25 protein-coding genes are annotated in these 25,267 nt (G+C 72.8%); 14 read left to right on the top strand and 11 right to left on the bottom strand.

What is annotated here, in order from left to right; translation table 11 throughout:
* Nucleotides 1–17 precede the first annotated feature (17 nt).
* Nucleotides 18–728, top strand: a complete 711-nt coding sequence (locus MSA03_RS10735; RefSeq protein ID WP_147051020.1) for an NRDE family protein — start codon at nucleotides 18–20, stop codon at nucleotides 726–728.
* A gap of 14 nt (nucleotides 729–742) precedes the next feature.
* Here MSA03_RS10735 and pgi read toward each other — a convergent pair whose 3' ends face one another.
* Nucleotides 743–2,422, bottom strand: coding sequence for a glucose-6-phosphate isomerase (gene pgi, locus MSA03_RS10730; protein ID WP_244946401.1), 1,680 nt, complete (start codon nucleotides 2,420–2,422; stop codon nucleotides 743–745).
* A 313-nt stretch (nucleotides 2,423–2,735) separates the two neighbouring features.
* Here pgi and MSA03_RS10725 point away from each other — a divergent pair, with 313 nt between their 5' ends.
* Nucleotides 2,736–3,668, top strand: coding sequence for a phosphotransferase (locus tag MSA03_RS10725; RefSeq protein ID WP_147050977.1), 933 nt, complete (start codon nucleotides 2,736–2,738; stop codon nucleotides 3,666–3,668).
* A 257-nt stretch (nucleotides 3,669–3,925) separates the two neighbouring features.
* On the opposite strand, the gene MSA03_RS10720 is transcribed toward MSA03_RS10725, so the two are convergent.
* The 3 genes from MSA03_RS10720 to MSA03_RS10710 are packed head-to-tail and all read right to left on the bottom strand — an operon-like array spanning nucleotide 3,926 to nucleotide 6,713.
* Nucleotides 3,926–4,771 (bottom strand): DUF4097 family beta strand repeat-containing protein, encoded by an 846-nt coding sequence (locus MSA03_RS10720; protein ID WP_147050976.1) that lies wholly within the window; start codon nucleotides 4,769–4,771, stop codon nucleotides 3,926–3,928.
* Entirely contained in the window at nucleotides 4,768–5,445 is a 678-nt protein-coding gene (locus MSA03_RS10715) for a LuxR C-terminal-related transcriptional regulator (protein WP_147050975.1), read from the bottom strand. Before MSA03_RS10715 ends, MSA03_RS10720 begins: the two co-directional genes overlap by 4 nt.
* Nucleotides 5,433–6,713, bottom strand: coding sequence for a sensor histidine kinase (locus MSA03_RS10710; protein ID WP_147050974.1), 1,281 nt, complete (start codon nucleotides 6,711–6,713; stop codon nucleotides 5,433–5,435). The genes MSA03_RS10715 and MSA03_RS10710 overlap by 13 nt, the downstream gene beginning before the upstream one ends.
* A 97-nt stretch (nucleotides 6,714–6,810) precedes the next feature.
* Between MSA03_RS10710 and MSA03_RS10705 the strand changes: the two genes are divergently transcribed.
* Genes MSA03_RS10705 through MSA03_RS10695 form a run of 3 tightly spaced genes read left to right on the top strand, consistent with a single transcriptional unit; the run spans nucleotide 6,811 to nucleotide 10,573 of the window.
* On the top strand, nucleotides 6,811–7,617 hold the full coding sequence (locus MSA03_RS10705; protein WP_147050973.1) for a Cof-type HAD-IIB family hydrolase: 807 nt from the start codon (nucleotides 6,811–6,813) through the stop codon (nucleotides 7,615–7,617).
* A gap of 19 nt (nucleotides 7,618–7,636) precedes the next feature.
* A complete protein-coding gene (locus MSA03_RS10700) occupies nucleotides 7,637–8,467 on the top strand; it encodes an aldo/keto reductase (RefSeq protein ID WP_147050972.1) in 831 nt (276 codons plus the stop codon).
* A gap of 21 nt (nucleotides 8,468–8,488) precedes the next feature.
* Nucleotides 8,489–10,573: a S9 family peptidase gene (locus MSA03_RS10695; RefSeq protein ID WP_147050971.1), complete on the top strand. Its 2,085-nt coding sequence runs from the start codon at nucleotides 8,489–8,491 to the stop codon at nucleotides 10,571–10,573.
* Here MSA03_RS10695 and MSA03_RS10690 read toward each other — a convergent pair.
* From MSA03_RS10690 to MSA03_RS10675, 4 genes are all read right to left on the bottom strand, one after another.
* Nucleotides 10,562–11,305 (bottom strand): SDR family oxidoreductase, encoded by a 744-nt coding sequence (locus tag MSA03_RS10690; protein WP_147050970.1) that lies wholly within the window; start codon nucleotides 11,303–11,305, stop codon nucleotides 10,562–10,564. The genes MSA03_RS10695 and MSA03_RS10690 overlap by 12 nt on opposite strands.
* Nucleotides 11,306–11,318: 13 nt before the next feature.
* Complete coding sequence (locus MSA03_RS10685; protein ID WP_147050969.1) at nucleotides 11,319–11,723, bottom strand: VOC family protein; 405 nt, start codon at nucleotides 11,721–11,723, stop codon at nucleotides 11,319–11,321.
* Nucleotides 11,724–11,788: 65 nt separating this feature from the next.
* Entirely contained in the window at nucleotides 11,789–12,754 is a 966-nt protein-coding gene (locus MSA03_RS10680; protein ID WP_244946400.1) for a DNA-3-methyladenine glycosylase family protein, read from the bottom strand.
* A 282-nt stretch (nucleotides 12,755–13,036) separates the two neighbouring features.
* Nucleotides 13,037–13,750 (bottom strand): winged helix-turn-helix domain-containing protein, encoded by a 714-nt coding sequence (locus MSA03_RS10675; RefSeq protein ID WP_147050968.1) that lies wholly within the window; start codon nucleotides 13,748–13,750, stop codon nucleotides 13,037–13,039.
* 383 nt (nucleotides 13,751–14,133) lie between these two features.
* Here MSA03_RS10675 and MSA03_RS10670 point away from each other — a divergent pair, with 383 nt between their 5' ends.
* The 4 genes from MSA03_RS10670 to MSA03_RS10655 all read left to right on the top strand — a co-directional run bounded on the left by MSA03_RS10670 (nucleotide 14,134) and on the right by MSA03_RS10655 (nucleotide 15,781).
* Nucleotides 14,134–14,712: a P-loop NTPase family protein gene (locus MSA03_RS10670; protein ID WP_147050967.1), complete on the top strand. Its 579-nt coding sequence runs from the start codon at nucleotides 14,134–14,136 to the stop codon at nucleotides 14,710–14,712.
* Complete coding sequence (locus MSA03_RS10665; protein WP_028497003.1) at nucleotides 14,709–15,005, top strand: GNAT family N-acetyltransferase; 297 nt, start codon at nucleotides 14,709–14,711, stop codon at nucleotides 15,003–15,005. Before MSA03_RS10670 ends, MSA03_RS10665 begins: the two co-directional genes overlap by 4 nt.
* Before the next feature lie 105 nt (nucleotides 15,006–15,110).
* On the top strand, nucleotides 15,111–15,401 hold the full coding sequence (locus MSA03_RS10660; protein WP_147050966.1) for a hypothetical protein: 291 nt from the start codon (nucleotides 15,111–15,113) through the stop codon (nucleotides 15,399–15,401).
* On the top strand, nucleotides 15,398–15,781 hold the full coding sequence (locus MSA03_RS10655) for a hypothetical protein (RefSeq protein WP_147050965.1): 384 nt from the start codon (nucleotides 15,398–15,400) through the stop codon (nucleotides 15,779–15,781). The genes MSA03_RS10660 and MSA03_RS10655 overlap by 4 nt, the downstream gene beginning before the upstream one ends.
* Nucleotides 15,782–15,788: 7 nt before the next feature.
* On the opposite strand, the gene MSA03_RS10650 is transcribed toward MSA03_RS10655, so the two are convergent.
* Nucleotides 15,789–16,625 (bottom strand): alpha/beta fold hydrolase, encoded by an 837-nt coding sequence (locus tag MSA03_RS10650; protein ID WP_147050964.1) that lies wholly within the window; start codon nucleotides 16,623–16,625, stop codon nucleotides 15,789–15,791.
* A gap of 56 nt (nucleotides 16,626–16,681) precedes the next feature.
* On the opposite strand from MSA03_RS10650, the gene MSA03_RS10645 reads away from it, so the two are divergent.
* From MSA03_RS10645 to MSA03_RS10630, 4 genes are all read left to right on the top strand, one after another.
* Nucleotides 16,682–16,966: a DUF2277 domain-containing protein gene (locus MSA03_RS10645; protein ID WP_147050963.1), complete on the top strand. Its 285-nt coding sequence runs from the start codon at nucleotides 16,682–16,684 to the stop codon at nucleotides 16,964–16,966.
* 59 nt (nucleotides 16,967–17,025) lie between these two features.
* Nucleotides 17,026–18,177, top strand: coding sequence for an exonuclease SbcCD subunit D (locus tag MSA03_RS10640; RefSeq protein WP_147050962.1), 1,152 nt, complete (start codon nucleotides 17,026–17,028; stop codon nucleotides 18,175–18,177).
* The gene (locus MSA03_RS10635; protein WP_147050961.1) at nucleotides 18,174–21,173 is read left to right on the top strand and encodes an AAA family ATPase; all 3,000 of its coding nucleotides are present in this window, start codon (nucleotides 18,174–18,176) and stop codon (nucleotides 21,171–21,173) included. The genes MSA03_RS10640 and MSA03_RS10635 overlap by 4 nt, the downstream gene beginning before the upstream one ends.
* A gap of 507 nt (nucleotides 21,174–21,680) precedes the next feature.
* Nucleotides 21,681–21,860: a hypothetical protein gene (locus MSA03_RS10630; protein WP_028496998.1), complete on the top strand. Its 180-nt coding sequence runs from the start codon at nucleotides 21,681–21,683 to the stop codon at nucleotides 21,858–21,860.
* A gap of 43 nt (nucleotides 21,861–21,903) precedes the next feature.
* Here MSA03_RS10630 and MSA03_RS10625 read toward each other — a convergent pair whose 3' ends face one another.
* On the bottom strand, nucleotides 21,904–22,461 hold the full coding sequence (locus tag MSA03_RS10625; RefSeq protein WP_147050960.1) for a phosphorylase family protein: 558 nt from the start codon (nucleotides 22,459–22,461) through the stop codon (nucleotides 21,904–21,906).
* A 95-nt stretch (nucleotides 22,462–22,556) separates the two neighbouring features.
* On the opposite strand from MSA03_RS10625, the gene MSA03_RS10620 reads away from it, so the two are divergent.
* Entirely contained in the window at nucleotides 22,557–23,144 is a 588-nt protein-coding gene (locus MSA03_RS10620; protein WP_147050959.1) for a 4'-phosphopantetheinyl transferase family protein, read from the top strand.
* Nucleotides 23,145–23,147: 3 nt separating this feature from the next.
* Here the strand turns inward: MSA03_RS10620 and MSA03_RS10615 are convergent, their stop codons facing one another.
* Entirely contained in the window at nucleotides 23,148–25,244 is a 2,097-nt protein-coding gene (locus MSA03_RS10615) for an NAD(+) synthase (protein ID WP_147050958.1), read from the bottom strand.
* Between the last annotated feature and the right edge of the window lie 23 nt (nucleotides 25,245–25,267).

Here is a 25,267-nt window from a genome sequence, read left to right as displayed (position 1 = left end):
GACGGAAGGGCGAGCGGATGTGCACCGTCATCATCCACGTTCCCGAGGATGCCGGTGCGCCCACGCGCCTGCTCGCCGTCCGGGATGAAGACCCGGGCCGTGCCTGGGATCCGCTCGGGCCGTGGTGGCCGGAGGCGCATCCCGGTGTCCTCGGCGTCCGCGACTCCCGTGCCGGCGGCGCGTGGCTCGCTGCGGACCCGGTCGCCGGGCGGGTCGCGGTCATCCTGAATCGCGCGGATGTCGATGTCCCCGAAGGGGTGGAGCTGTCCTCGCGCGGGCACGTCGTGCTGGATGCCGTGGGCGGCACGGCACTCGACGACCCGCCGCACACGCACGGCTTCAACCTCGTGGAGGTCGACCAGGCGGGCGCCCGGGTGACGATGTGGGACGGTGCCACCGTCCGCCGGGTGCGCCTCGCCCCCGGGACGCACATGATCGCGCACGACGACATCGACGACCCCACCACGGCGCGCATCGCGGCGTGGCGGGAGGCGTTCGGCGAGCCCGGCGACGGTGAGCGCTGGTGGGCGCCGTGGCTCGCGACGCTCGAGCAGACCACGGCACTGGGGCCGACCGATGACCGGGCGATCATCCGCGACAACCGGCCGTTCGGCTACCCGACCCTCTCCCTCCTCGTCTGCGCCGCGTCCGTATCGGCGGACGGCGCCGAGGTCGTCTACGGCGAGCTCGACGAGCCGGGAGCCTGGAACACCCTGCAGCTGCGCTGATCGGCCCGTCCGGGTCAGACGCGGTGCGCGCGGTAGTAGTCCAGCAGCGCCTTCGTCGAGGCATCCTGCGCCGCGACGGCATCCTCATCGCCTTCGATCGCCGGCGCGATCTGCAGCGCGAGCTGCTTGCCGAGCTCGACGCCCCACTGGTCGAACGAGTTGATGCCCCAGATGACGCCCTGCGTGAAGGTGATGTGCTCGTACAGCGCGACGAGCTCGCCCAGCACCCGCGGCGTGAGCGCGGGCGCGAAGATCGACGTCGTCGGCCGGTTGCCGGCGAACGTGCGCGCGGCGACGAGCGGGCCGGTCGTGCCCTCGGCCTCGACCTCCTCCGCCGTCTTGCCGAACGCGAGCGCCTTCGTCTGCGCGAGGAAGTTCGCGAGGAACAGGCCGTGCACGTCGCGGCCGTCGTCGGCGAGCGGGTAGGCCGGGTTCACGAACGCGATGAAGTCCGCGGGGATGAGGCGCGTCCCCTGGTGGATGAGCTGGTAGAACGCGTGCTGGCCGTTCGTGCCGGGCTCGCCCCAGAAGACCTCGCCGGTGTCGGTCGTGACGGGCGAGCCGTCCCAGCGCACCGACTTGCCGTTGGACTCCATCGTGAGCTGCTGCAGGTACGCCGCGAAGCGGTGCAGCTGCTGTGCGTAGGGGAGCACGGCGTGCGACTGCGCACCGAGGAAGTTCGTGTGCCAGACGTTGAGCAGCCCCATGAGGACGGGCACGTTCTCCGCGAGCGGGGTGGATGCCACGTGCTCGTCGACGGCGTGGAACCCGGCGAGCAGCTCGCGGAACGCATCCGGCCCCAGCGTGATGACGAGGGACAGGCCGATCGCCGAGTCGACGGAGTAGCGGCCGCCCACCCAGTCCCAGAAGCCGAACGCGTTGGCGGTGTCGATGCCGAATGCGGCGACCTTGTCCAGGGCCGTGGAGACCGCGACGAAGTGGTGGGCGACAGCATCCGTCTTTTGCTCGTCCGACCCGTCGATCGCGCCCGCGGACTGCAGGCCCGCCCACAGCCAGTCGCGCGCGAGGCGCGCGTTGGTCAGGGTCTCGAGGGTCGTGAAGGTCTTCGACGCGACGATGAACAGCGTCGTCTCGGGGTCGAGATCCTTCGTCGTGTCGGCCAGATCGAACGGGTCGATGTTGGAGACGAAGCGCGCCTGGATGCCGGCGTCGGCGTACGGCAGGAGCGCCTCGTAGATCATGACGGGGCCGAGGTCGGAGCCGCCGATGCCGATGTTGACGACGGTCTTCACCTTCTTGCCGGTGACGCCGGTCCATTCGCCGGAGCGAACGCGCTCGGCGAACGCGGCCATCGCCTCGAGCACCTCCTGGACGTCGTGGTCGATGTCCTGGCCGTCGACGTGCAGCGCGGGAGTCGCCCCCGCGGGGCGGCGCAGGGCGGTGTGCAGCACGGCGCGGTTCTCGGTCGTGTTGATCTTCTCGCCGGACAGCATCGCGGCGTAGCGCTCAGCGACGCCGGTCTGCTCGGCGAGGGCGACGAGGGAGGCGAGGATGCCGTCGTCGACCAGGTTCTTCGACAGGTCGACGCGCAGGTCGGCGAGGTCGAACGTGAGCCGTTCGACGCGGCCGGGATCGGCGGCGAACCAGCCGCGCAGGTCGGGAGTGAACCCGCTCTTGTGGGCGGAGAGTTCGGCCCAGGCGGTCGTGGTGGTGGCGTCGATGGGAGTGGTCACCCGTCCACGGTAGTCCTCCGGGTGCGCGGGCACATGTGCCCGCGGCCGTGTGAATCGGGGTTGTGGGTCGAGTGCGGTCGGGGGTCGCTGTGTCGGGGCAGCGTCGGTGTCGCGCCTCGTCCGCGCTTCATCCGCGCCGAAGTGTGGGTGTGCGGACGCGTGACCCGCCATTCGGCGCGGGCGAATACCGGTGCCCCGATTCGTCGGCGCTGAAGTGCGGGTGTGCCTACGTGTGACCCGCCATTCGGCGCGGATGAATTTCGCGCTGCGCCCGCGCGCCCGCGGTCAGCGGGCGCTGTGCGAAGGTGAGGGGATGGCGACGAGGCGACAGGCATGGGCGGAGGTCGACGCCGGCCTGCGCGCGGACGTGGAGGCTCTCCTTGGCGCGCCGGTCGTCGCGGCGGAGTCCCAGCCCGGCGGCTTCTCGCCGGGGAGCGCGGATCGGGTCCGTCTGGCCGACGGGCGGCGCGCGTTCGTGAAGACCGGGACGGATGCCGTCAACCCCGACGTCGTCGGCATCCATCGCCGGGAGGCCGCGATCAGCGCACTCCTGCCGCCGGAGATCCCGGCGCCGCGCTTCCTGGGTGTCGTGGACCACGGTGACCGCATCGCCCTCATCCTCGAGGACGTCGAGGCGCGGCATCCGCACACCCCCTGGGTGCACGACGAGCTGGTCGCGGTACTCGGCGCGCTGGGCTCGGTGGCTGAGCGGCCCGTGCCCGCCGCCGAGGCGATCGTCGACATGGCCACCGTGGCAGGGCATTACGGGTCGGGATGGTCGAGGATCGATCGTGTGCCGTCCCTGCCGGGGACGCTCCCCGGCTGGGTCGCCGAGCGCCTGCCGTGGCTGCGTGACGAGGGGCTGCGGATGCCGGATGCCGTGGCCGGCGACCGTCTTGTGCACCACGACGTCCGCGCCGACAACGTCCTTCTCCGCTCGGACGGCTCGGTCGTGCTGATCGATTGGCCGTGGGCCGCGCGCGGCGCCGGCTGGCTCGACGCGCTGACCCTGCTCTTCAACGTGCGGTATCTCGACCCCGAGGCGGATGTCGAGGCCGTCGTCGCGGAGCATTCGGTCTTCGCGGGGATGCCGGCGCTCGATGCCGACCGGGTGCTCATCGGCATCGCCGGGCACTTCCTCGCCGTCTCGCAGGAGCCCGACGTGCCCGGCATCCCCACCCTGCGCGCCTTCCAGTACGACCAGGCCGTCGCGATCCTCGGCTGGCTGCAGGAGCGCCTGGCCTGAGGCCTGCCGCGCCGGGGCATTGACCCGCGCCGACGTGCGGGTGTGCAGACGCGCGACCCACCATTCGGCGCGGATCACATCGGGCGGTGACGTCGACCGGCGCCGAAGTGAGGGTGCGCCGCGGCCGGACCCGCCATTCGGCGCGGAAGAATCCCGGCGCGGTGTCCTTCACAGCGACGCGCAGCCGACCGCAGGGCCCCGGGCCACGCGCGGAAAGGGGCGCCCCGGACGGATCCGGGGCGCCCCTGGGGCCGGGGTCAGCGGGCGCCGTGCAGCGTCACGCCGCCGGCCGACACGCTGACGTCGATGCGGCGATCCGCGCCCGGGTCGGTCGTCAGGTCGTGGGTGAAGTCGCCGGCCGAGACGTCCGAGGTGATGGCGTACCGGACGTCGGGAACCTCGAGGTCGATCCGTCCGGCGCTGACGTCGAGGTTCAGCTCGTCGACGTCGCCGTCCACCGAGCCGACGAGCTCGCCGGCGCTCACCTGCACGGTTCCGGCGCGGACCTCGCGCAGGTCGACGGACACGCGCCCCGCCGAGACGTCGGCATCCAGCTGCTCGGCCGTGCCGCTCACGTCGATCGAGCCCGCGCCGAGGTCGAGCTCGAGCGTCCCGTAGGTGCCGTCGGCGCGGAGCGATCCCGCGCCCACGTCGAACGAGGCGTCGACGGCGGTCGTGGCCAGGCGCTCCGGCAGCGTGAGCACCGCGCGCTCCTCGCCGCGGAACCAGCCCCAGCCGCGGAACCAGCCCCGGTCGGACGACACGACGAGCGTGTCGCCCGTCCGCTCGAGGCGCCAGTTGCTCGTGCCGCTGCCGCCCGTAACCGAGAGTGAGGCCTCCGACCCGCCGTAGGCGATCCGGAACTCGGATGCCGCCACGTCGATGTCCAGGGCCGTGACGCCGGCGGCGTCGGCGCTGAGCGACTCGGTGCGGACCGCGGCGGAGCGGATGCCGCCGATGATCGACATGACGATCGTCCCGAGGATGAGGGCCGCGCCCAAGGCGATCGCGAGGATCGCGATGACCCGGGACGAGCCGCGCGGCTCGGCCGGGGGCGGCGCCTGGGGTGCGGATGCGGGCGGGGGAGTGAGGGTGGTGCTCATCGGAGTGCTCCGTTCTGCGGCTGAGTGCCGCCGTGCTCGAGGTGGACCAGCGCCGCCAGGACGCGCCGGTTGCCGTGCTCGTCCTGTTCGAGGCCGAGCTTCTGGAAGAGGGAGGTGATGTGCTTTTCGACACTCGCCTCGGAGATGAACAGGGTCTGGGCGATCGCCTGGTTGCTCTTGCCCTCGGCGATCAGGGCGAGGACGGTGCGCTCGCGGTCGGTGAGCCGCGCCATCCGCTCGTCGCGGGCCCGCCGTGTCAGCAGCTGCGCCACGACCTCGGGGTCGAGGACGGTGGCCCCTGCCCCGATCCGCTCGATCGAGGCCAGGAAGTCCCGGACGTCGGCGACCCGGTCCTTCAGCAGGTAGCCGAGGGCCGCGCCCTGCCCCGTGATGAGGTCGCTCGCGTACCGCTCCTCGACGTACTGGCTGAGCACCAGCACCGGCAGCGCCGGGTGCTCCGCCCGCAGGGCCAGCGCCGCGCGGATCCCTTCGTCGGTGAACGTCGGAGGGAGGCGGACATCCAGGATGCAGAGCTCGGGTCCCGTGTCGCCGACGACCGTCACGAGGTCGCGGGCGTCGGGGAGGGCGGCGACGACCGTGTGGCCGGCGTCCTCCAGCACGCGCACGAGTCCTTCGCGCAGCAGGGCGGAGTCTTCGCAGATCAGGATGCGCACGGGACGCTCACCTCCAGGGACGTCGGGCCGCCGGCCGGGCTGTCGAGCCGGGCCGTGCCGCCGGCGGCGAGGATGCGGTTGGTGATGCCGTCGAGGCCGCCGCCGGGGAGGACCCGGGCGCTGCCGACGCCGTTGTCCTCGACGCGGGCCCACAGGGTCCCGTCGTCGCGGCGCCGGACGACGACGCGGCAGTCGGTCGCCCGCGAATGCTTCGCGGCGTTGGTGAGCGACTCGGCGATCGCGAAGTACACGGCCGCCTCGGCCGTCGCGCTGCACCGTCCGTCGACGCGGACGTCGAGGTGCACGGGCACGTGCGACCGGGCGGCGAGGGCGGAGAGGGCGGCATCCAGTCCCCGGTCATCCAGCACGGACGCGTGGATGCCGCGGGCCAGCTGCCGGAGCTCGGTGATGGCCGCCTTCGTCGAGGTGTGCGCCTCGTCGATGAGCGCCTTCGCGGCGACGGGGTCGCTGTCGATCTTCTGCTGGGCGAGGCCCAGCGTCATCCCGACGGACACGAGCCGCGGCTGGACGCCGTCGTGCAGGTCGCGCTCGATGCGGGTGCGCTCCACCTCGCTGGCCCGGACGGCCCCGGCGCGCTGGACGCCGGCGGTGCGCGCCTGCTCGGCGAGCAGCGCCTCCCGCGAGGGCACGAGGATCGCGCGGGTGAGGACGGCGTGCAGCAGGGCGATGCCGAGCAGCAGCGCGGCGGAGACGATGATGCCGAGGATGCCGACGGGCAGCGCCCATTCCCCGCCGACGTCGATGCCGGTGGCGGGGATGCGGGCGGTGTCGGCCCCGGTGAGCGGGGCGAACAGCAGGACGACGCTGCCGACGAGCCACGCGACGGCCGGGAGGACGACGAGGCCGAGCACGGTGGAGATCGCGGCGCTCGCGACACCGCGCCACATCGGGCCGTCGATGAACTGCTGCCACAGTGTGCGGAGCCAGCCGCCGAATCCGGGGACGCCGCTGCGCCGCGCCCGGAGGGGCGGGAGTCCGTAGCCGTACAGGCCGTCGACGCGCTCGTACTCGAGCCATCCGGTCGCCCACAGCAGGTAGACGAACGCGACAAGGAACAGCAGGCCGATGCCGGCGGCGACGAGGAGGCTCACGCCGAGGCTCAGGAAGGTGATCAGCACCGTGAACAGCGCGGTGCCGACGATGCCGAGGGCGGCGAGCTGCGCGAGCGCGCCGAGGTGGATGAGGGGGCGGATGCGCCGCGACCGCGCCGGCACGGCCGGGGTCTGGGATGTCGCTGGGGTGGTCATGTCACCAAGGTAGGACGCGGCGTGCGCCGGCACAGCGGAGGCATCCGGAGACCTCGGTTCGGGATAACCCCCAGCCCGGGCCTGAGACGATGGAGGCGTGAGCACTCCCGACATCCGCCTCATCGCCGTCGACATGGACGGCACCCTCCTCGAGCCGGGCGGCGCGATCCCCGCGCCCCTGTGGGCGCTGCTCGACCGCCTGCACGACCGGGGGATCGCGTTCGCCCCCGCGAGCGGCCGTCAGCTCGCGACGCTGCAGCGGATGTTCGCGGGCGTGGATGCGGAGCTGGACTACATCGCCGAGAACGGCGCGTATGTCGTCCGCGGCGACGAGGAGATCAGCTCGGATGCGATGGACCCCGCGTTCACGGCGTTCCTCATCACCCGCCTGCGCGCGCTCGCCGCGGCCGGCGCGAACCTGGGCGTCGTCGTGTGCGGCAAGCGCTCCGCCTATATCGAGGGCGCCGACGCGGAGTTCCGGGCCGAGACCGAGAAGTACTACGCCGCCCTCGAGGTCGTCGACGACCTGCTGGCCGTCGACGATCAGATCCTCAAGGTCGCCGTCTACGACGCCGACGGCGGCGAGACCCACACCGCGCCCGCGCTCGCCGACCTGCGGACCACGCACCAGGTCGTCGTCTCGGGCCTGCACTGGGTCGACATCATGAACCGGGGCGTGAACAAGGGTCTCGCACTGCAGAGCCTGCAGCGGGCGCTCGGCGTGACACCCGCGCAGACGGCCGCGTTCGGCGACTACCTCAACGACCTGGAACTCCTCCAGGCCGCGGACTGGTCGTACGCGATGGCCGAGGCGCACCCGGACATCGTGGCCGTGGCACGGCATCGCGCGCCCTCCAACGCCGACCACGGGGTGCTCACGGCCATCGAGGCGCTCATCGCCTGACGAGGCGTAGCGTGGGCGCATGGTCACGATTCCCACGGTCACCCTCAACGACGGCACCCCGTTCCCCCAGCTCGGGCTCGGCACCTACAAGCTGACCGGCCCGGAAGGCGTCGACGCCGTCGTCGCCGCCGTCGAGAGCGGCTATCGGCTCCTCGACTCCGCCGTGAACTACCGGAACGAGACCGAGGTCGGCGAGGCGGTGCGACGCACCGGCATCCGTGAGGACCTCATCGTCACGACGAAGGTCCCCGGTCGCGACCACGGCTTCGACGAGACGATCCGCAGCGCCCAAGGCTCGCTCCAGCGCCTCGGGCTGGACCGCATCGACCTCTACCTCATCCACTGGCCGAACCCCCGGATCGACAAGTACGTCTCCACCTATCGCGCGATGCTCGCGCTGCGCGACGAGGGCAAGGTCGGCTCGGTGGGCGTCTCGAACTTCACCGCTGCGATGCTGACGCGCCTCATCGACGAGACGGGGGTGACGCCGGCGGTCAACCAGGTCGAGCTGCACCCGTACTTCCCGCAGGCGCACCTGCGTGCCTTCCACGCCGAGCACGGCATCCGCACCGAGAGCTGGAGCCCGCTCGCGCGGCGCAGCGAACTGCTGACCGAGCCGGTCATCGCCGACATCGCCGCGGCACGCGGGGTGACCCCGACGCAGGTCGTGCTGCGCTGGCACACGCAGCTGGGCTCGACTCCGATCCCGAAGTCCGCCGACCCGGCGCGCCAGATCGAGAACGCCGACGTGTTCGGGTTCGAGCTCAGCGACGACGAGGTCGCCGCGATCAGCGGGCTGGAACGCGGCCGGCTGTGGGACGGCGACCCCGATACCCACGAGGAGATGTGAGCGGCCGCTAGCGTGGATGCCATGGCGACGACCCCCTTCCACTCCCTGGACGACTACCTCTCCCAGCCCCGCATCGAGGCGCTCGCGCTCTCGCCGGACGGCACGCGCGCCGTGCTGACGGTCGCGACGCTCGGCAAGGACAAGACCGCCTACGAGCGGTCGCTGTGGGAGGTCCCGGTCGATGGCGACGGCGTGCCGGTGCGGCTGACCCGCTCCGCGAAGGGCGAGACCGGGGCCGCGTTCACCGCTCGCGGCGACATCCTCTTCGTCTCGGCGCGCCCCGACACCGAAGCCGAGGAGGACGCCGAGCAGGCGCAGCTGTGGCTGCTGCCCGCCGCCGGCGGCGAGGCGCGGCCCGTCACCCGCCTCGCGGGGGGCGTCGCCGGCGTCACCGCGGCCGAAGGCGCCGACGTGCTCGTGCTGGGCGCCCCGCTGCTACCTTCCGCCGACAGCATCGAAGCCGACGCCCGGCTGCGCGCCGCGCGGAAGAAGCTGAAGGTCTCCGCGATCCTGCACGACGCGTACCCCGTGCGGTACTGGGACCACGACCTCGGCCCGGCCGCGCCGGCGCTGCACACCCTCGACCTCACCGGCTTCGCCGACACGATCGCCGTGCTCGTGGACCAGCCCGAGGATGCCGCCGAGGGCGACGACCAGGATGCCGTGACGCCGTACCCGGAAAGCCTGCCGCGTCCGCGGACACTCGTCGCCGGGCGCGGCGCGGAGGATGCCGGGACGGCGCTCACGCCGGACGGGAAGACACTCGTGGCGGCGCTGCGCACCGCCCAGGGCCGCGAGGGCCGGTACCGGCTCGTCGCGATCGACACCGCGAGCGGTGACCGGACGGTGCTGTTCGACGAGGCCGACACGTACTTCGAGCACCCCGTCATCAGCCACGACGGCGCGACGCTCGCCTTCGTCCGCGCGGCGATGGGCGACCCGTCCGCCCCGGCAGACCAGGAACTGTGGGTCGCGGGGATCGACGGCTCCGGGGCCCGTCGCATCGCGGACGGGTGGGACCGCTGGCCCACCAGCATCCGGTTCGACCGCGACGACACCGCGCTCATCGTCACGGCGGACCAGGACGGCCGCGGCCCCATCTTCCGGGTGCCCATGGACGGCGGCCCCGTCGAGCAGCTCACCCGCGACGACTTCACCTACACCGACGTCGACGTCGCGGCATCCACCGGCGAGATCGTCGCGCTGCGGTCGAACTGGATGACGCCCCCGCACGCCGTCCGCGTCGCCCGCGACGGCACGGCGGTGCCCCTGGTCAGCCCCGTCGCCCTCCCCGCGGTGCCCGGCACCGTGACCGACGTCGACGCGACGGCCGGCGACGGCGCGCGCGTGCGCGGCTGGCTCCTCCTGCCGCCGGGCGCGAGCGCCGAGAACCCGGCGCCGTTCCTGCTGTGGATCCACGGCGGACCGCTGAACAGCTGGAACGCGTGGAGCTGGCGCTGGAACCCGCAGCTGGCCGTCGCGCGCGGGTACGCCGTGCTGCTTCCCGACCCCGCACTGTCGACCGGCTACGGTCTCGAGTTCATCGCGCGCGGCTGGAACGCGTGGGGCGGCAAGCCCTATACCGACCTGATGACGATCACGGACGCCGTCGTCGCGCGGCCGGAGATCGACGAGACGCGCACGGCCGCGATGGGCGGATCGTTCGGCGGCTACATGGCGAACTGGGTCGCCGGGCACACCGACCGCTTCCGCGCCATCGTCACGCACGCGAGCCTGTGGGCCCTCGACCAGTTCAACGGCACGACGGACGACTCCTCCTACTGGCAGCGGATCTTCACCGCCGAGGGGATGGTCGAGAACTCGCCACACCGCTTCGTGAAGGACATCCGTACTCCGCTGCTCGTCATCCACGGCGACCGCGATTACCGCGTGCCGATCGGGGAGAGCCTGCGGCTGTGGTCGGAGCTCAACGAGCACTTCGCCGCCGAGGACGGGACGATCCCGCACCGGTTCCTCTACTACCCCGACGAGAACCACTGGGTGCTCAAGCCCCCGCACGCGAAGGTCTGGTACGAGACGGTGTTCGCGTTCCTCGCCCAGCACATCGACGGCGCGGAGTTCGAGCGCCCCGAGCTACTGGGCTGACAGCCACTCGTCGAAGGTCTGCGTTCCGAGCACGGCGTCCGGGCCGGGCAGGTTGAGACCTGCCCGCATGCCCTTCATCTGTGCGCCCGGCAGCGCGATCGACGGGATCCAGCCGCGGCGGCCGTGCGCGTGCGACCACCATCGGCGCACCATGTCGTCGAGCGCTTCCTCGCGCGGGCCGGCGAGGTCCGGCGCGAGGCCGTGGGGCGGCTGGGCGGCCGTACGGGCGAGATGGATGCCGACCTCCGCCGCGGCGATCGGCTGCACCCGGCCCGTGGGCGCGAGCGGCAGCGGGCCGATCCTCGCGCGGCCGGCGATCTGTGCCGCGAACTCGTGGAACTGGGTCGCCCGGACGATCGTCGCCGGCGCGCCGCTTTCGATGAGGGCTCGTTCCTGCGCGACCTTGCCGGCGTAGTACCCGTGCGGGTTGCGGTCGATGCCGACGATGGACAGAAGCACGACGTTGGCCGCCCCCGCCGCCCGCGCGGCGGAGCCGAGGTTGCCCGTCGCCGTGGCGAAGAACTCGGCGGCCTTCTCCGCGGACAGGGTGCTGACGTTCACGGCGTCGACGACGGCATCCACCCCGTCCAGCGCCCGCTCCAGGCCCGCTCTCGTCAGCAGGTCGATGCCGGCACTCCGGGTGACAGGGATCACCTCGTCGCCCTGCGCTTCGACGGCGGCGACGATATGCCGCCCCACGGTGCCGGTCGCGCCGGCGACGGCGATCCTCACCGTTCGACCGCCGTCATGCGTTCAGCGCCACCATCCAGTCGATGCCGAACCGGTCGGTCAGCATCCCGAACCGACCGCCCCACGGCGGCTCCTCGTAGGGCATCACGACGGTGCCGCCGTCAGACAGTCCGTCCCACGCGCGCTGCAGGCGCTCGGCGTCGTCGCCGCTGAGCGAGACGGAGATCCCGGCCGGCGCGGTATACGGCATCCCGGTCGGGCTGTCCGATGCCATCAGCGTCATGCCGTCCTCGGTCGTGAGCTGCCCGTGCATGATCAGATGCGTCTCCGACGGGTCGACGCCCATGTCGGGGTAGGCGCTGAAGTCGTTGAGCGTGAGCTCGCCGCCCAGCACGGACTGGTAGAACTCCAGCGCCTCGCGCGCCGTGTTCCGGAACGAGATGTACGCGTTGAGGTCCATCGGCTGTCCTCTCCAGCGGTGATGCCGCCAGTGTGGCGCGCACCCCCGACATCCCGCAACGGGTGTCAGCGGCCCCGATGATCCTCCGGGTGCAGACGCGGCCCGCGGCGGGGCTCGCGCGCACCGCTGAGCTCGAGCAGCCGGATGACGCGCTGCCGCTGTCCGCGCCACGGCTCGAGGAGTTCGAGCATGCCGTCATCGTCGACGCGGTGGCCCGTGAGGGCGTAGCCGACCTCATGGGCCACGTGGTAGTCGCCGACGCTGACCGCATCCGGGTCGCCCCACGTGCGGATGCGGGTCTCCGCGCTCGTCCAGATGCCCACGCCGCGAAGGCCCATGAACAGCCGGTCGCGGGCGTCTCCGTCGTGCGCCGCGGCGGCGGCGCGTTCGATCGACGCGCGCCGCCGCGCCGCCTCCACGACGGTGCGCGACTGCGGGGGCTCGAGGCCCGCGCGATGCCACGCCCAGCTCGGGATGAGGTGCCAGTGCGCCGGCGGGGCGAACATGGGCCTCGGCGTCGGGCCCGGTGCGCGTTCGCCGAACCAGGTGAGGATCGCCCGCCACGCGGCGAACGCCTGCAGCCCGGTGACCTTCTGCTCGAAGATCGAGCTCGCGAGCGCGTCGAAGACGAGGTCGGTGCCGCCGATGCGCAGGCCCGGGTGGCGCCGGTGCGTCTCCGCGACGAGCGGATGCCGCGACGCGTCGAACCCCTCCGGATCGTCGTCCGCTCCGCACAGGCGGGGGAGCTGCTCGAGGGTCCACGCCGCCCCGGGGCCCCAGGCGGCTCCGCGGACGAGGCCGCGCTCGACGCGGACGGCGAGGGTCGCGATGCCCTGCGGAGTGCGGGTCGCGCGCCAGATGACGCCGCCGTGGGTGGTCTGGCTCGGGTCGTGGGCGCCGCGCTGCTGGTAGCGGATCGCCCGGGCCGCGTCGATGGGCGTCCGCGGCCGGTATTCGGTCTCGATCGGGCGACCATGGGCGATCGGCGGCGCCGCGCGCTGCGGCATCCGTCCCGTCGCGACCGTCGTCATGCTGCCCACCCTACGTCGCGCTCCTGACAGCTCAGGACGCGAGGCTCACGCGCCTCGAGCTTCCCGCGCCTCGAGGTTCACCCGCGCCTCGAGGTTTACCCGCCCCGAGGTTCACCCGCGTCAAGATGCGGGTGCGGGCCGCTGTGACCCGCCATTCGCCGCGGATGAATCCTCGCCGCCCGATTCGCCCGCGCCAAGATGCGGGTGCATGAGGGCTGCACCCGCCATTCAGCGCGGATGAAGTCCAGGAGGGCGGGCGTGGGGCGGAGCAGCGCGAGTGGCTCAGAAGCGGTCGGGGGACGGCGTGCCGTGCCCGTAGCGGATGACGACGTCGGCGTGCCGGTCGAAGCGGTAGCCGATGCCCCGCACGGTGCGCACGATGTCCTCGTACCGGCCGAGCTTGGAGCGCAGGCGCCGCACGTGCACGTCGATCGTGCGCTCACCGGGCGCCTCGTCGTCGCCGGCGTGGCTCCACAGCGACGACACGAGCTCGGTGCGCTCGATCGTCCGTCCCTCGCGGAGCACGAGGTACTGCAGCAGCTCGAACTCCTTGAAGGTGAGCGGTGCGGCCTCGCCGTCGATGTGCACGCGGCGGCGCGAGATGTCGATCGTGACGCCGCCGGGGACGTGGTCGTCGGCCGGCTCGTCCTGCTTCGTGCGGGCGACGGCGCTCGGCTCGTGCAGCGCGAGGCGCACGACGTCCACATCCCGTCCGCCGGCGCCGGCCGGGGCGAGGGCGACCGTGGCGTACGTCTCGGCGTGCGGGGCGAGCTCGCCGATCGTGCGGCGCAGCGCCTCGACGAGCACGGAGAGGCTGACGCCGTCGGCGGCCGCCTTGGCCTCGTCGATGCCGACGTACAGGGCGAAGCCACGGGGCGCGGTGCCGGCCGGCAGGGCCGCAGCCGGGGCGGGCGCGGCGGGCTTGGCAGGGGCGACATCCTCGACGGCGCGCAGGTGACGGGTGGCGGGGCGGGTGAGGAGAGCGGTGTTCGACATGGCGAAGTCCTTCGGGGAGGGAACCCGGGGCGCGGTGCCCGTCACGGGTTCGAGTGTGTTGCGCGGTCGGCCGCAGATCGGCCGATGTGCGAGGCAGCCGGCTTCCGCGTCGTGGGCGGAGGGAGCCGGTGGCTCGGGGGCTGGCGCACCGCGTTCAGAAGCGGCGGGGCAGCCCGGCGGGGATCACCGTGTCAGCGACACATTCGGCAACACATGACAACACGCTGCGGCATCATGATGCCGGCAGTTCCGTTCGCCTCCAGGGCGGACAGAGTGCGTGCGTTGTCAGTCATAGGCTTGATTATGACGAAGCGTGTCCACATGTGTCAAACCGCACGGATGCCGTCGTCACAACGTGACGGAATGTGACAGATTGCTCAGTCGTGACTGAACCGCCCCTTCGCCGGGTCCGCATCGTCGGCACCTCGGGCTCCGGCAAGTCGCATCTGGCCGCCCAGCTCGCGGAGATCCTCGGCGTCGCGCGCCTCGAACTCGATGCCGTGTTCTGGGATGCCGAGTGGACGTACCGCGACCTGAATGAGGCGCACGCGCAGGTGCGCGCGTTCGCTGCCGAGAATCCGGACGGCTGGGTCGTGGACGGCAACTGGACGTCCCGGCTGCAGGGGCTGCTCGACCCCGGGACGCCTGGAGGCGCGGACGTCTACGTCTGGCTGGACCATCCGCGCCGCACCGTTATGCGCCGGGTCATCGGCAGGACGCTGCGCCGCGGCATCCTGCAGAAGGAGCTGTGGCACGGAAACCGGGAGCGGGTGCGCGATTGGGTGCGCTGGGAGCCGGAGCGCAACATCGTCCGCTGGGCGTGGGCGAACCACCCTGTGACGCGGGAGCGGATGCTGCAGCGGATCGCGGACGGTGTCCCGGTGGTGCGGCTGCGCGGACAGCGAGAGGTCGACGCGTGGCTCAGCTCGCTGTCGGAGAAGCGGCGTAGCGTGGAGCCATGAGCTTCACGTTCGCGAACGAACCCGACGCCTCGCGGTACACGCTCCACAAGGGCGATGACCTCGTCAGTGTCCTGGACTACCGCGACGACGGTCGCACCGTCGCCATGACCCGGGCCTACACCGTGCCCACCTTCCGCGGCCATGGGTACGCCGGCGAACTCGTCGAGCGTGCCGTCGCCGACATCGAGCAGCGCGGCGACCGGGTCGTCAGCCCCGTGTGCTGGTACGTCGCCGACTGGTTCGCCGCGCACCCCGAGCGCGCCGGTCTCCTCGCCGCGCGCCGCGCGAGCTGACCCGCGGCCACCGCACGGCTACTGCACAACACCGAGGGCGTCAACCCTCTGGCCGCCCGCCTGCCCGTGGGCGACGGTGGGGGCACGACCGATAAGGAGCGTGCCATGAACCAAGACAACCCCGAGGGCATGATCGACGGGAACCCCGCCGGCGGCTGGGAATCCGGCGACGTCGCCGACCAGGAGACGAGGGAGCAGAGCGACGCCGCGACGGGTGACGCCTCGCTCGCCGCTTCCGAGGCGGCGGACGACGCCGACCGGCAGGGAGGCGGCTCCGCGGGAGACGGCATCCTCGCCCCCGACGGCGTGCAGATCTCCGACCAGTTCGTGGAGAGCGCCGAGATCCAGCAGGGCCTCGACCCCGACATGGTCACCGACGAGCAGGCCGACCGATGAGCGGCACGGCGAACGAGTTCGACGAGCCGGGCGGCAACTACCCGGATGCCGGAGGACCGGGCGCGAAAGCCCAGGCCAGCGACGCCGGCGTAGGCGGTGGTGCCATCGCCGACGAGCACGACCACCCTGACGACGCCGCCTCCACCCCCGCCGGAACGCCGGATGCCTCGGCGGCGGGCACGCAGGACGCCCCCGCCATGGACACCCACACGGCGTCCGGGGACGACAAGCTCGACGGTCTTCTCGCCCAGGTGCGTTCCGACGGCCAGGGGCAGGATGCCGCGATGGTGGAGAAACTGCTGCGCAGCCGGCTCCAGGACACGGGCCTGCAGCTCGACGAGCGGCGCATCGCCGCCCTCGTGCGGGAGATCTCCGGCTGAGCGGCCGTCACTCCGAAACGAAGGCCAGGATGCGGTCGGCCGCGGGTCGCGCGTCGCGGATGAGCGTCTCGTGCCCGTGGTCGGCCAGCTCGGCCAGTTCGGCATCCGGGATGAGCGTCGCCACGCCCACGCACCACTCCTGCGGCGCGACGTAGTCCTCGGCCCCGCGCAGCACGAGGGTTCGCGCTGCGACGCGGGGATACACCTCCTCGGGACGGTGCACGAGCATGGCGGTCATCTTGCGGCGCAGGTGCGGGCCGGCGCGGAGGTACTCCCGGCCGCCGAGGAGGAAGACGCGCGGGCTCTCCACGAGGAGGTCCCGCGCCAGGCGCAGGAGCTGCCGCGGCGCCGTCCGGGCGCGCGGATCCACGGTGGGTCCGGCGAGGACCAGCGCGCCGACGAGCTGCGGATGCCGGACGGCGAGCTCGACGGCCACCTGCGTGCCCATCGAGTGGCCGATGACGACGGCATCCGTCTCACCGCGGTCGCGCAGCAGGGCGGCGACGAAGTCCGCCGTCCGCGCCATGGTCGGGGTCCGGGGCGGCTCCGGGGCCTCGCCGTAGCCGGGCTGGTCGATCATCCAGACCCGGCCGTGGGGCGCGAGGTGCGCGGCGAGGTCGGCGAAGACGCGGCGCCCCATCCCGATCCCGTGCAGGAGGAGGAACAGGCGCGGGCCCGCGCCGAGCTCCTCGAGGATCAGCTCCGCGCCGTCCACGGTGAAGGGTGACACGACGCCGTCCTCCTCGGGGACGCCGGCGAGCCGCTCCACGAGGTCATCCGCCGCCGCGGCGAACTCGGCTGCGGGGTCGGGCGTCGTCTTCGGTCCCTCGTCGCTCGCGCCCATCCCTCGAGCGTATCCGGGGGCTGTCGCCGCGCGGGACGCCGTCGTACCGTGGGGGCATGTGCCGCAACATCCACACCCTGCACAACTTCGAGCCGGCCGCGACCGGCGACGAGGTGCACGCCGCAGCCCTGCAGTACGTCCGCAAGATCGCCGGGACGACGAAGCCGTCGAAGGCGAACCAGGCCGCGTTCGACCGTGCCGTCGCCGAGATCGCGCACGCAACCCATCACCTCCTCGAAGACCTCGTCGCCGTGACCCCGCCGAAGAACCGCGAGGAGGAGGCCGCGAAGGCGCGCGCCCGGGCCGAGAAGTCCGGACGGTACGCCCCGCGCGTCGCCTGATCCTGGGGAGCGCCGCCCGCTTCACCGGGGATGTCGGCGCTCGCTCGTAGCGTGGAGGCATGCGCATCCTGCACACCTCCGACTGGCACATCGGGCGGACCTTCCACGGTCACTCCACGCTCGATGCGCTGCGCGGCGTGCTCGAGGCGCTGACACAGCAGGTGCGTGACGAGAAGGTCGACGTCGTCATCGTCGCCGGCGACGTATTCGACTCCGGCGCCCCCGCGGCCGCCTGCTACACCCTGCTCTCCGACACGCTGCGCGCGCTCGCCGACACCGGCGCGCAGGTCATCGTCACGAGCGGCAACCACGACTCCGCCGCACGGCTGGGCTTCCAGGCCGGCCTGCTGCGCGACGGCATCCACGTCCTCACCGATCCTGCCGCCATCGGCACGCCGATCACGGTGACGGATGCCGACGGCCCGGTGCACTTCTACGGCATCCCCTTCCTCGAGCCCGCGCTGCTGCGCCACCTGTGGCCCGCCGCCCGCTCGCAGGCCGACGTCCTCGGCCACGCCATGGACCTCGTCCGCGCCGATCTCGCGCAGCGCGGCGAAGGCCGGTCGGTCGCGATCGCGCACTGCTTCGCCGCGAAGGTCGAGCCCACGCCGCAGCTCGAGCGCGACATCCAGCAGGGCGGGCTCGACGTCGTGCCGTGGTCGTGCTTCGACGGCGTCGACTACATGGCCCTCGGCCACATCCACGGACGGCAGGAGCTCGCGCCGCATGCGCGCTACTCCGGCGCCCCCCTGCACTACAGCTTCGGCGAGGGCTCCAAGCCCCGCGGCAGCTGGCTCGTCGAGCTGGATGCGACCGGTCTCGCCGGCGTCACCTGGCTCGAACTGCCCGTCCCGCGCCGGCTCGCGACCCTCCGGGCGCCGCTCGAGGACATCCTCACCGACGCGCGCTTCGCCGCGCACGAGGAGGATTGGGTGTCCGTGGAGTACACCGACGACCTCCCGCAGCGCGAGCCGCTGCGGCGGCTGCAGGCACGGTTCCCGCACTGCGCCAAGGTCGTGCACACCCCCGCGGCGGCTCGCGAGCGGGCCGGCGGCACCTACGTCGACCGGGTGCGCGCGGCGCGCAGCGACCGGGAGCTCGTCGACGCGTTCCTGCAGCACGTCCGCGACGGGCAGGGCGCCTCCGAGCGGGAGGCCGACCTGCTCGCCGACGTCCTCGACGAGCGCACCAAAGCGGAGGCGCTTGCGTGAAGCTGCACCGCCTCGAGCTCACCGGGTTCGGGCCGTTCCGCGTGACCCAGACCGTCGACTTCGACGCGTTTTGCGGCGACGGAGTCTTCCTCATCTCCGGACGCACGGGCGCCGGCAAATCCAGCATCCTCGACGGCGTGAGCTTCGCGCTGTACGGCTCCGTGCCGCGGTACGACGGCGGCGAGCGCCGGCTGCGCAGCGACCACTGCGCGCTCGGCGATCCCACCGAGGTGCGCCTCGAGTTCACGGTCGGCGACACCCGGTGGCGCGTCGCCCGCGCCCCGGAGTACGACCGTCCCGCCAAGCGCGGCGGCGGCGTGACCACGGAACCGACCCGCGCGGAGCTCGAGGAGCTGGTGGACGGCGTCTGGGTGGGACGCGCCGCGAAGCCGCGCGATGTCGCGCTGCTGCTCGACGGCATCCTGGGGCTGAACGCCCAGCAGTTCCAGCAGGTCATCCTGCTCGCCCAGAACCGGTTCTCCCGCTTCCTGCTCGCCTCGCCCGGCGAACGGCAGACCCTGCTGCGGACCCTCTTCGGCACGCGGCGCTTCGAGGAGTACAAGGACGATCTCGAGGAGCGGCGACGCCAGGCGCAGCGACGTCTGGAGGGTGCCGGGGAGCGTGCCGGCACGCTCCTCGATCTCGCCGAGCGGCTCATCGACGAGCGAGGGCTCGGCGGCGGCGACCGGCCCGACGGACTCGACCTCTCGGCCCGGCGCGAAGCCGCCGACCTCGCCCTGCAGCGCGCGGAGTACCAGGTCGAGCAGCAGGCGACCGAGCGAGAGCGCACGGATGCCGCCGCGGCGGCCGCCGCGGACGCGCACGCGGCGCTCGTCGCCCAGGCCAAGACGCTCGGCGAACTCGTCGCGGCGCGGGCGGAGCTCACCCGACTGGAGGACGACGCGCCGCGCATGGCCGACGAGCGCGCGCGGCTCGAGCGTGCGCTCGCGGCCGAGGCGCTGCGCGCGACCCTCGCGGCGGCGACCCGCGCCGAAGCGGCGGCGGCGGCCGCGACAGCCGCGCGCGCCCAGGCGGATGCGGACTGGATCGCCGCCGGCGGCGACGCGGCCGATGACCTCGACGCCGTGCTCGAGGCGCTCACCGGTGACCTCGCCCTCTGGGGTGCGGCCGAAGAGGCCGAGCGTGACCTCGTCCGCGTCGAGGCCGACCTCGCAGCGCGGGAGGCGGAGGTCGCGTCGCGCGCGCAGGACATCGCGACGCTCGACGAGCAGCGGGCGCTCGTGCCGGCCGAGCGGGACCGGCTGACCGCCCAGCGTCGGGCCGATGCGGCCGTCGCCGCGCGCCTGACCGATCTTCAGGACCGCCGGGACGCGCTGCGCGCGCGGCTCGCGGCGGCGCAGGAGGCCGTCGGGCTCGCGGAGGCCGCCGCGCGCGCCGACCTCGAGTACGCGCGCCGCAGCGCCGAGTCCGGCAACGCGGCGGACGCCGTCACGCTCCTCCTGCAGCGCCGCCTGGCCGGCCACGCGGGGGAGCTCGCCGCCCAGCTCCTGGACGGCGAGCCGTGCAGCGTCTGCGGATCGCTCGAACACCCGCATCCGGCGGCGGCAGCCACGGAGCCCGTCACCGACGACGACCTCACCACAGCGGAAGCGGCGCGCGATGCTGCCGCGGAGGCCGCGCGCACGGCGGGGGACGCCGCCCGGGCGGCCCGCGACCGCCTCGCCGACGCGAACGCCCGCGCCGGAGGCGGCGTCGTCGACGAGCTCGCCGTGCAGCTCACCGCCGCCGAGGCAGATCTGCGGTCGGCCGAGGAGGCGCACGACCGTGTCAGGCTCCTCGACGCGCAGCTCACCGAACTCGACGACCTCGACGCTGCCGCGCGGGCGGAGCGCGCGGCGCTGGACGCGCGGCTGGCGGAGGATCGGGCCGCCGTCGCAGGGCTCCAGGCCACCGCCGACGCGCTCCGCGCCGACGTGCGCGCGGCCCGCGGTACCCACGACACCGTCGCCGCGCGCGTGGCCGAGGCCCGCGGCCGCCGAGACCTCGCGCGCGACTGCCTCGCCGCCCGCGAGCGGGCCGCAGAGCAGGAACGAGCCCTCGCGACCGCCGTGGCCGACCGCGACGCCGGCCTCGCCGGCTCCGTGTTCGACTCGGCCGTCGCGGCCGCCGACGCGCTGCTCGACCCGCCCGAGCGAGCCGCGGTGGACACGCGGCTCTCGGCGCACGCGGCGGCCCTGGCCGCGATCCGCGCACGCCTCCTCGCCCTCGAGCTCGAGAGCATCGACCTCGTCGACCCGCCCGACCTGGCGGCATCCGAGGCTGCGGCGACGGCCGCCGACACCGCGCGCGCCGCCGCGATCGCGGCGCAGCGGGACGCGCAGAACGCCGCCGACCGGCTCCGCGACCTCCTCGTGCAGACGGATGCCGCCTACGCCGACGTCGCCGCGATCGCCGACGAGGCCGCGGCCATCACACGCCTCGCCGACACCGTCGCTGGCCGGGCGCCCAACACGATGAAGATGGACCTCGAGACCTTCGTGCTCGCGGCCGAGCTCGAGGAGATCGTCGCGGCGGCGACCCTCCGCCTCGCCGAGATGTCGGCGGGACGGTACTCGCTGCACCACTCGGACGCGCGGCAGGCCCGCAACGCGGCGTCGGGGCTCGGCATCGAGGTGCTCGACGCGCACACCGGTCTCCGCCGCTCGCCGCAGTCCCTCTCCGGAGGCGAGACCTTCCTGGCATCCCTGGCCCTCGCGCTCGGCCTCGCCGAGGTCGTGACGAACCGCGCCGGCGGGCTTCGGCTCGACACCCTGTTCGTCGACGAGGGCTTCGGCTCACTCGACCCCGAGACCCTCGACCTCGCGATGCGCACGCTGGACGAGCTGCGCGCCGGCGGCCGGACCGTCGGCGTCATCAGTCACGTCGAGGCCATGAAGGAGCAGCTCCCCGCACAGCTCGTCGTCACGGCGACCCCGGAGGGCCCGAGCGTCATCCGTCAGGACGTCGCCGTCCCGGGGTCGTACCCGACGCCGTAGCCAGACACTCGGCGGCTGCTTCGGTGGGCCACGGCGGGCGGCCCGCCCTGGGGCGGGTGAGGCCGCGCCGCGCCGTGCCGTCACACCGCGTTGATCCGCGCCGAATGGCGGGTCGAGGGCCTTCGCACCCGCACTTCGGCGCGGGCGAGGCTCGGCGTTGAAGTTGATCTGCGCCGAATGGCGGGTCGAGGGCCTTCGGAGCCGCACTTCGGCGCAGGTGAGGCCGGCGTTGGAAATTGATCCGCGCCGAATGGCGGGTCGAGGGCCTTCGGACCCGCACTTCGGCGCGGGCGAGGCCGGCGTTGGAAATTGATCCGCGCCGAATGGTGGGTGGAGGGGCCCCGCACCCGCACTTCGGCGCGGGCGAGTCCGGTGTTGGAAATCGACCCGCGCCGAATCGTGGGTGGAGGGCGTTCGCACCCGCATTTCGGCGCGAGCGAAGGCGTAGCCGCGCCGCCCGCGCCCGCCGCGGGCGGACGAGCTCCGCCCTTCTCCTAGGCTGGGGGTATGACCCGCAGCAGCCTCTGGACGGTCGTCGGCGTCATCGTCGCCGTCGTCATCGCCTGGTTCCTCGTCGACGTGATCTTCAAGCTCGCATGGCTCATCGCCAAGCTCGGCATGGTCGCGATCGTGGCGGTGGTGGTCTTCCTCGTCATCCGGATGCTGTTCCGCCGGAGCGAGGACTGAACAGGCCCACGAGCCGCCGAACGTCGTCCCGCGCCAGGCGCGCTCAGACTCCGTAGAGCTCGCGCACGCGGTCGCGCAATTGCACGCTGCACGCGGCGACCGCGGCGCGCCAGTCGGTGATCGCGTCGTCCTGGGCGTTGTCCGACACCGCCTTGAGCACCCGGATGCGCACCCCGAACTGTCCGGCGACCCAGATGTAGGCGTAGGTCTCCATGTCGACGAGCGTGCCTCCGAGGGCACGGATCGCCGCGACCGTCGCCGCGTCGTCGACGAAATGGTCGCCCGTCGCGATGATCGCGCCGCCGGCGGCGCCGGTCGTCACCTGCGACGGCAGCGAGACGTGCTGACCGGCGATGCCGTCGATGTCCGACACGTCGTGCTGGATCGCGGCGGTCACCTCGTGGACACCCGTCGTCTTGCGGTCGACCGCTCCCGCCGTGCCGACGACGAGGACCTCGTCGTACGCGCCGGCATGGAGGGCGCGCGTGAGCGCGTGGGTGGCCTGCAGCTTGCCGGGACCGGTGACAAGGCGGTCGAATCCGTCGAGCGTATGCGGGAATGCGGACAGTTCGGACTCGAGGGCGGCGACCAGCAGTTTCACTCCGCCATTCTCCCAGGGGTTACGCACGGCCGGCGCGGCTCCCCCTCGGCGGCCCAGTTGGGCCAAGATGGGGGAAGGTCGGACGAGGGAGAGACATGACTCTGCAGACGGTTCTTCTGGACACTCCCGAGGGCATCTCGGCGCGGCTCGGGTGGGATCCGGGCACCACCGTGCACGACCGCCGCCGCATCATCGCGAAGGAGCTCGTCGCCACCCGGCTGCGGTGCGAGCCCAGCGACATCAAGATCGAGCGCGAGGCGCCCCGCGGCTTCGGCTACCACACGCGGCTCATCGCCTTCCGCGACGGGGCTGAACTCCCGATCGCGATCGTGACGGCGAGCTACCGCGCCGCGACCGTCGTCGCGATCTGCGATCCCGGGCTGCCGTTGGGCATCGACATCCGCGACCTGCACCCCGAGGACGCGGACGTGCGGCAGATGAAGAAGCACTCCCACCTCTTCGACGAGAACAACATGAGCGACCTCCTGCACCACTGGGTGTGTGTGCAGGCCGTCCTCGAGGCCGACGGTCGCGGTGTGCGGGTCGCCCCCGACCACGTGCGTCTGGATGCCGGCCGGCACCGCGGCTGGCTGCCCGACCGGACCATGAAGTACGGCCTCGTCGATGCCTCGCGCGACGGATGGGTCATCACGCTGGCCTACGGTCTGCTGCCCACCGCCTGACGCTCAGTCGACGAGGTCGGGCAGCGCCGCCTTCAGCTCGGCGAGCCAGGCGTTCGCGTTGCCGTCCGATGGGGCGCGCCAGTCGCCGCGCGGCGACAGCGACCCGGCGGCGGAGACCTTGGGTCCGTTGGGGATCGCGGAGCGCTTGAACTGGGCGAACCCGAAGTAGCGCTTCAGGAACACCTGCAGCCACCGCACGATCTCGGCGCGGTCGTACGCGTAGTGCTCGTCCGCGGGGAATCCCGGAGGCCAGGCTCCGGCATCCGCGTCGGACCAGGCGTGCTCCGCGAGGAACGCGATCTTCGACGGTCGCAGCCCGTAGCGCAGCACGTGGAACAGCGTGAAGTCGTGCAGCGCGTACGGGCCGACGGCGTCCTCGGTCGACTGCGTCTTCCCGTCCTCGCCGGCGGGCACGAGCTCGGGGCTGATCTCGGTGTCGAGCACCGACTGCAGTACCGCCTTCGCGGCATCCGTCAGCGACGTCCCCGACTCCTCGTCGGAGCTGTGCGCGATCACCCAGCGGATGACGTGCTGGATGAGCGTCTTGGGGACGCCGGCGTTGACGGCGTAGTGGCTCATGTGGTCGCCGACCCCGTAGGTCGCCCAGCCGAGCGCGAGCTCGGACAGGTCGGAGGTGCCGACGACGAAGCCGCCGTTCTGGTTCGCGAGCCGGAACAGGAAATCGGTGCGGACGCCGGCCTGCACGTTCTCGAAGGTGACGTCGTAGACCGGTTCCCCATCGGCGAAGGCGTGGCCGATCCCTTCCAGGATCTGCGTCGCCGTCGGACGGATGTCGATCGTCGAGATGGTCGCGCCGATGGCCTCCGCGAGGGCGATGGCGTTGGATTTCGTGTGCTCGCTCGTCGCGAATCCCGGCATCGTATAGGCGAGGATGTCGCTGCGCGGCCTCCCCATCCGATCCATGGCGCGCGCCACCACGAGGAGCGCGTGCGTGGAGTCCAGGCCGCCGGAGACGCCGATGACCGGCTTCGGGGAGCCGATGGCCCGCATCCGCTGCTCGAGGCCCGACACCTGGATGTTGAACGCCTCGTAGCAGTCCTGGTCCAGGCGTCCCGGGTCGTCGGGCACGAACGGGAAGCGGTCGACGGGGCGGCGCAGCCCGATGTCGCCGGTCGGCGGGTCGAGCGTGAACGACACCGTGCGGAAGTCCGCGTCGATCGTCTCGGTGCGGATGCCGAGCGACCGGCGGTTGTCGTCGAACGTGCCCTGGCGGAGGCGATCCTGGCGGATGCGGTCGAGGTCGATGTCGGCCACCGCGCGGCGCGGGCCGTCGGGGAAGCGCTCGGTCTCGGCCAGGAGGTTCCCGATCTCGTAGATCATCGTCTGGCCGTCCCACGACACGTCGTTGGTCGACTCCCCCTGCCCTGCGGCGGCGTAGACGTACGCCGACAGGCAGCGCATCGACTGCGACAGGCACAGCGTCTTGCGGTCCTCGGCGCGGGCGATCGTGATGGGGCTGCCGGACAGGTTCGCGAGCACCGTGGCGCCCGCCAGGGCGGCACGGGAGGACGGCGGCACCGGCACCCAGAAGTCCTCGCACACCTCGGCGTGCACGCGGAGGTCGGGCAGGTCGACGGCCTGGAAGATGAGGTCGGGACCGAACGGGGCCGACAGCTCGCCCCGGTCGAACCATTCGCCGCGCAGGTCGTCGCCGGCGGCGTACCAGCGGTGCTCGTAGAACTCGCGGTAGGTGGGCAGGTATGACTTCGGTGCGATGCCGATCACCTCGCCGCGGTGGATGACGACGGCGCAGTTGTAGAGTCGGTTGCCGTGGCGCAGCGGCGCCCCGACGACGAGCAGGGTGCGCAGGTCCTCGGACTCCCGGGCGATGCGCAGCAGCGCCGCCTCGACGGCCTCGAGCACCGGATCCTGCATGACGAGGTCCTCGATCGAGTAGCCGGTGAGACACAGCTCCGGGAACACGGCGACGGCGACACCGTCGTCATGGGAATCGCGCGCGGCGGTGAGGACGGCATCCGCGTTCGCCTGCGGGTCGGCGATGGCGACGGGGATCGTGCAGGCCGCGACCCGCGCGTACCCGTGCCGGTAGGCGCTCTCGAACGGTGGTGACGTGCTCATTTCCCCAGTCTGTCAGGTGCGGC

It is taken from the genome of Microbacterium saccharophilum (genome assembly GCF_007992455.1).
Classification (GTDB): Bacteria; Actinomycetota; Actinomycetes; order Actinomycetales; family Microbacteriaceae; genus Microbacterium; species Microbacterium saccharophilum.
This window is presented reverse-complemented; position numbering and strand designations above follow the sequence as displayed.

Bases quoted from the DNA above. Each gene is read 5' to 3' on its own strand.
- MSA03_RS10735 (WP_147051020.1), top strand. From the start codon at position 18: ATGTGCACCGTCATCATCCACGTTCCCGAGGATGCCGGTGCGCCCACG.
- MSA03_RS10725 (WP_147050977.1), top strand. From the start codon at position 2,736: ATGGCGACGAGGCGACAGGCATGGGCGGAGGTCGACGCCGGCCTGCGC.
- MSA03_RS10720 (WP_147050976.1), bottom strand. From the start codon at position 4,771: ATGAGCACCACCCTCACTCCCCCGCCCGCATCCGCACCCCAGGCGCCG.
- MSA03_RS10710 (WP_147050974.1), bottom strand. From the start codon at position 6,713: ATGACCACCCCAGCGACATCCCAGACCCCGGCCGTGCCGGCGCGGTCG.
- MSA03_RS10700 (WP_147050972.1), top strand. From the start codon at position 7,637: ATGGTCACGATTCCCACGGTCACCCTCAACGACGGCACCCCGTTCCCC.
- MSA03_RS10695 (WP_147050971.1), top strand. From the start codon at position 8,489: ATGGCGACGACCCCCTTCCACTCCCTGGACGACTACCTCTCCCAGCCC.
- MSA03_RS10685 (WP_147050969.1), bottom strand. From the start codon at position 11,723: ATGGACCTCAACGCGTACATCTCGTTCCGGAACACGGCGCGCGAGGCG.
- MSA03_RS10680 (WP_244946400.1), bottom strand. From the start codon at position 12,754: ATGACGACGGTCGCGACGGGACGGATGCCGCAGCGCGCGGCGCCGCCG.
- MSA03_RS10675 (WP_147050968.1), bottom strand. From the start codon at position 13,750: ATGTCGAACACCGCTCTCCTCACCCGCCCCGCCACCCGTCACCTGCGC.
- MSA03_RS10665 (WP_028497003.1), top strand. From the start codon at position 14,709: ATGAGCTTCACGTTCGCGAACGAACCCGACGCCTCGCGGTACACGCTC.
- MSA03_RS10660 (WP_147050966.1), top strand. From the start codon at position 15,111: ATGAACCAAGACAACCCCGAGGGCATGATCGACGGGAACCCCGCCGGC.
- MSA03_RS10655 (WP_147050965.1), top strand. From the start codon at position 15,398: ATGAGCGGCACGGCGAACGAGTTCGACGAGCCGGGCGGCAACTACCCG.
- MSA03_RS10650 (WP_147050964.1), bottom strand. From the start codon at position 16,625: ATGGGCGCGAGCGACGAGGGACCGAAGACGACGCCCGACCCCGCAGCC.
- MSA03_RS10645 (WP_147050963.1), top strand. From the start codon at position 16,682: ATGTGCCGCAACATCCACACCCTGCACAACTTCGAGCCGGCCGCGACC.
- MSA03_RS10640 (WP_147050962.1), top strand. From the start codon at position 17,026: ATGCGCATCCTGCACACCTCCGACTGGCACATCGGGCGGACCTTCCAC.
- MSA03_RS10630 (WP_028496998.1), top strand. From the start codon at position 21,681: ATGACCCGCAGCAGCCTCTGGACGGTCGTCGGCGTCATCGTCGCCGTC.
- MSA03_RS10620 (WP_147050959.1), top strand. From the start codon at position 22,557: ATGACTCTGCAGACGGTTCTTCTGGACACTCCCGAGGGCATCTCGGCG.
- MSA03_RS10615 (WP_147050958.1), bottom strand. From the start codon at position 25,244: ATGAGCACGTCACCACCGTTCGAGAGCGCCTACCGGCACGGGTACGCG.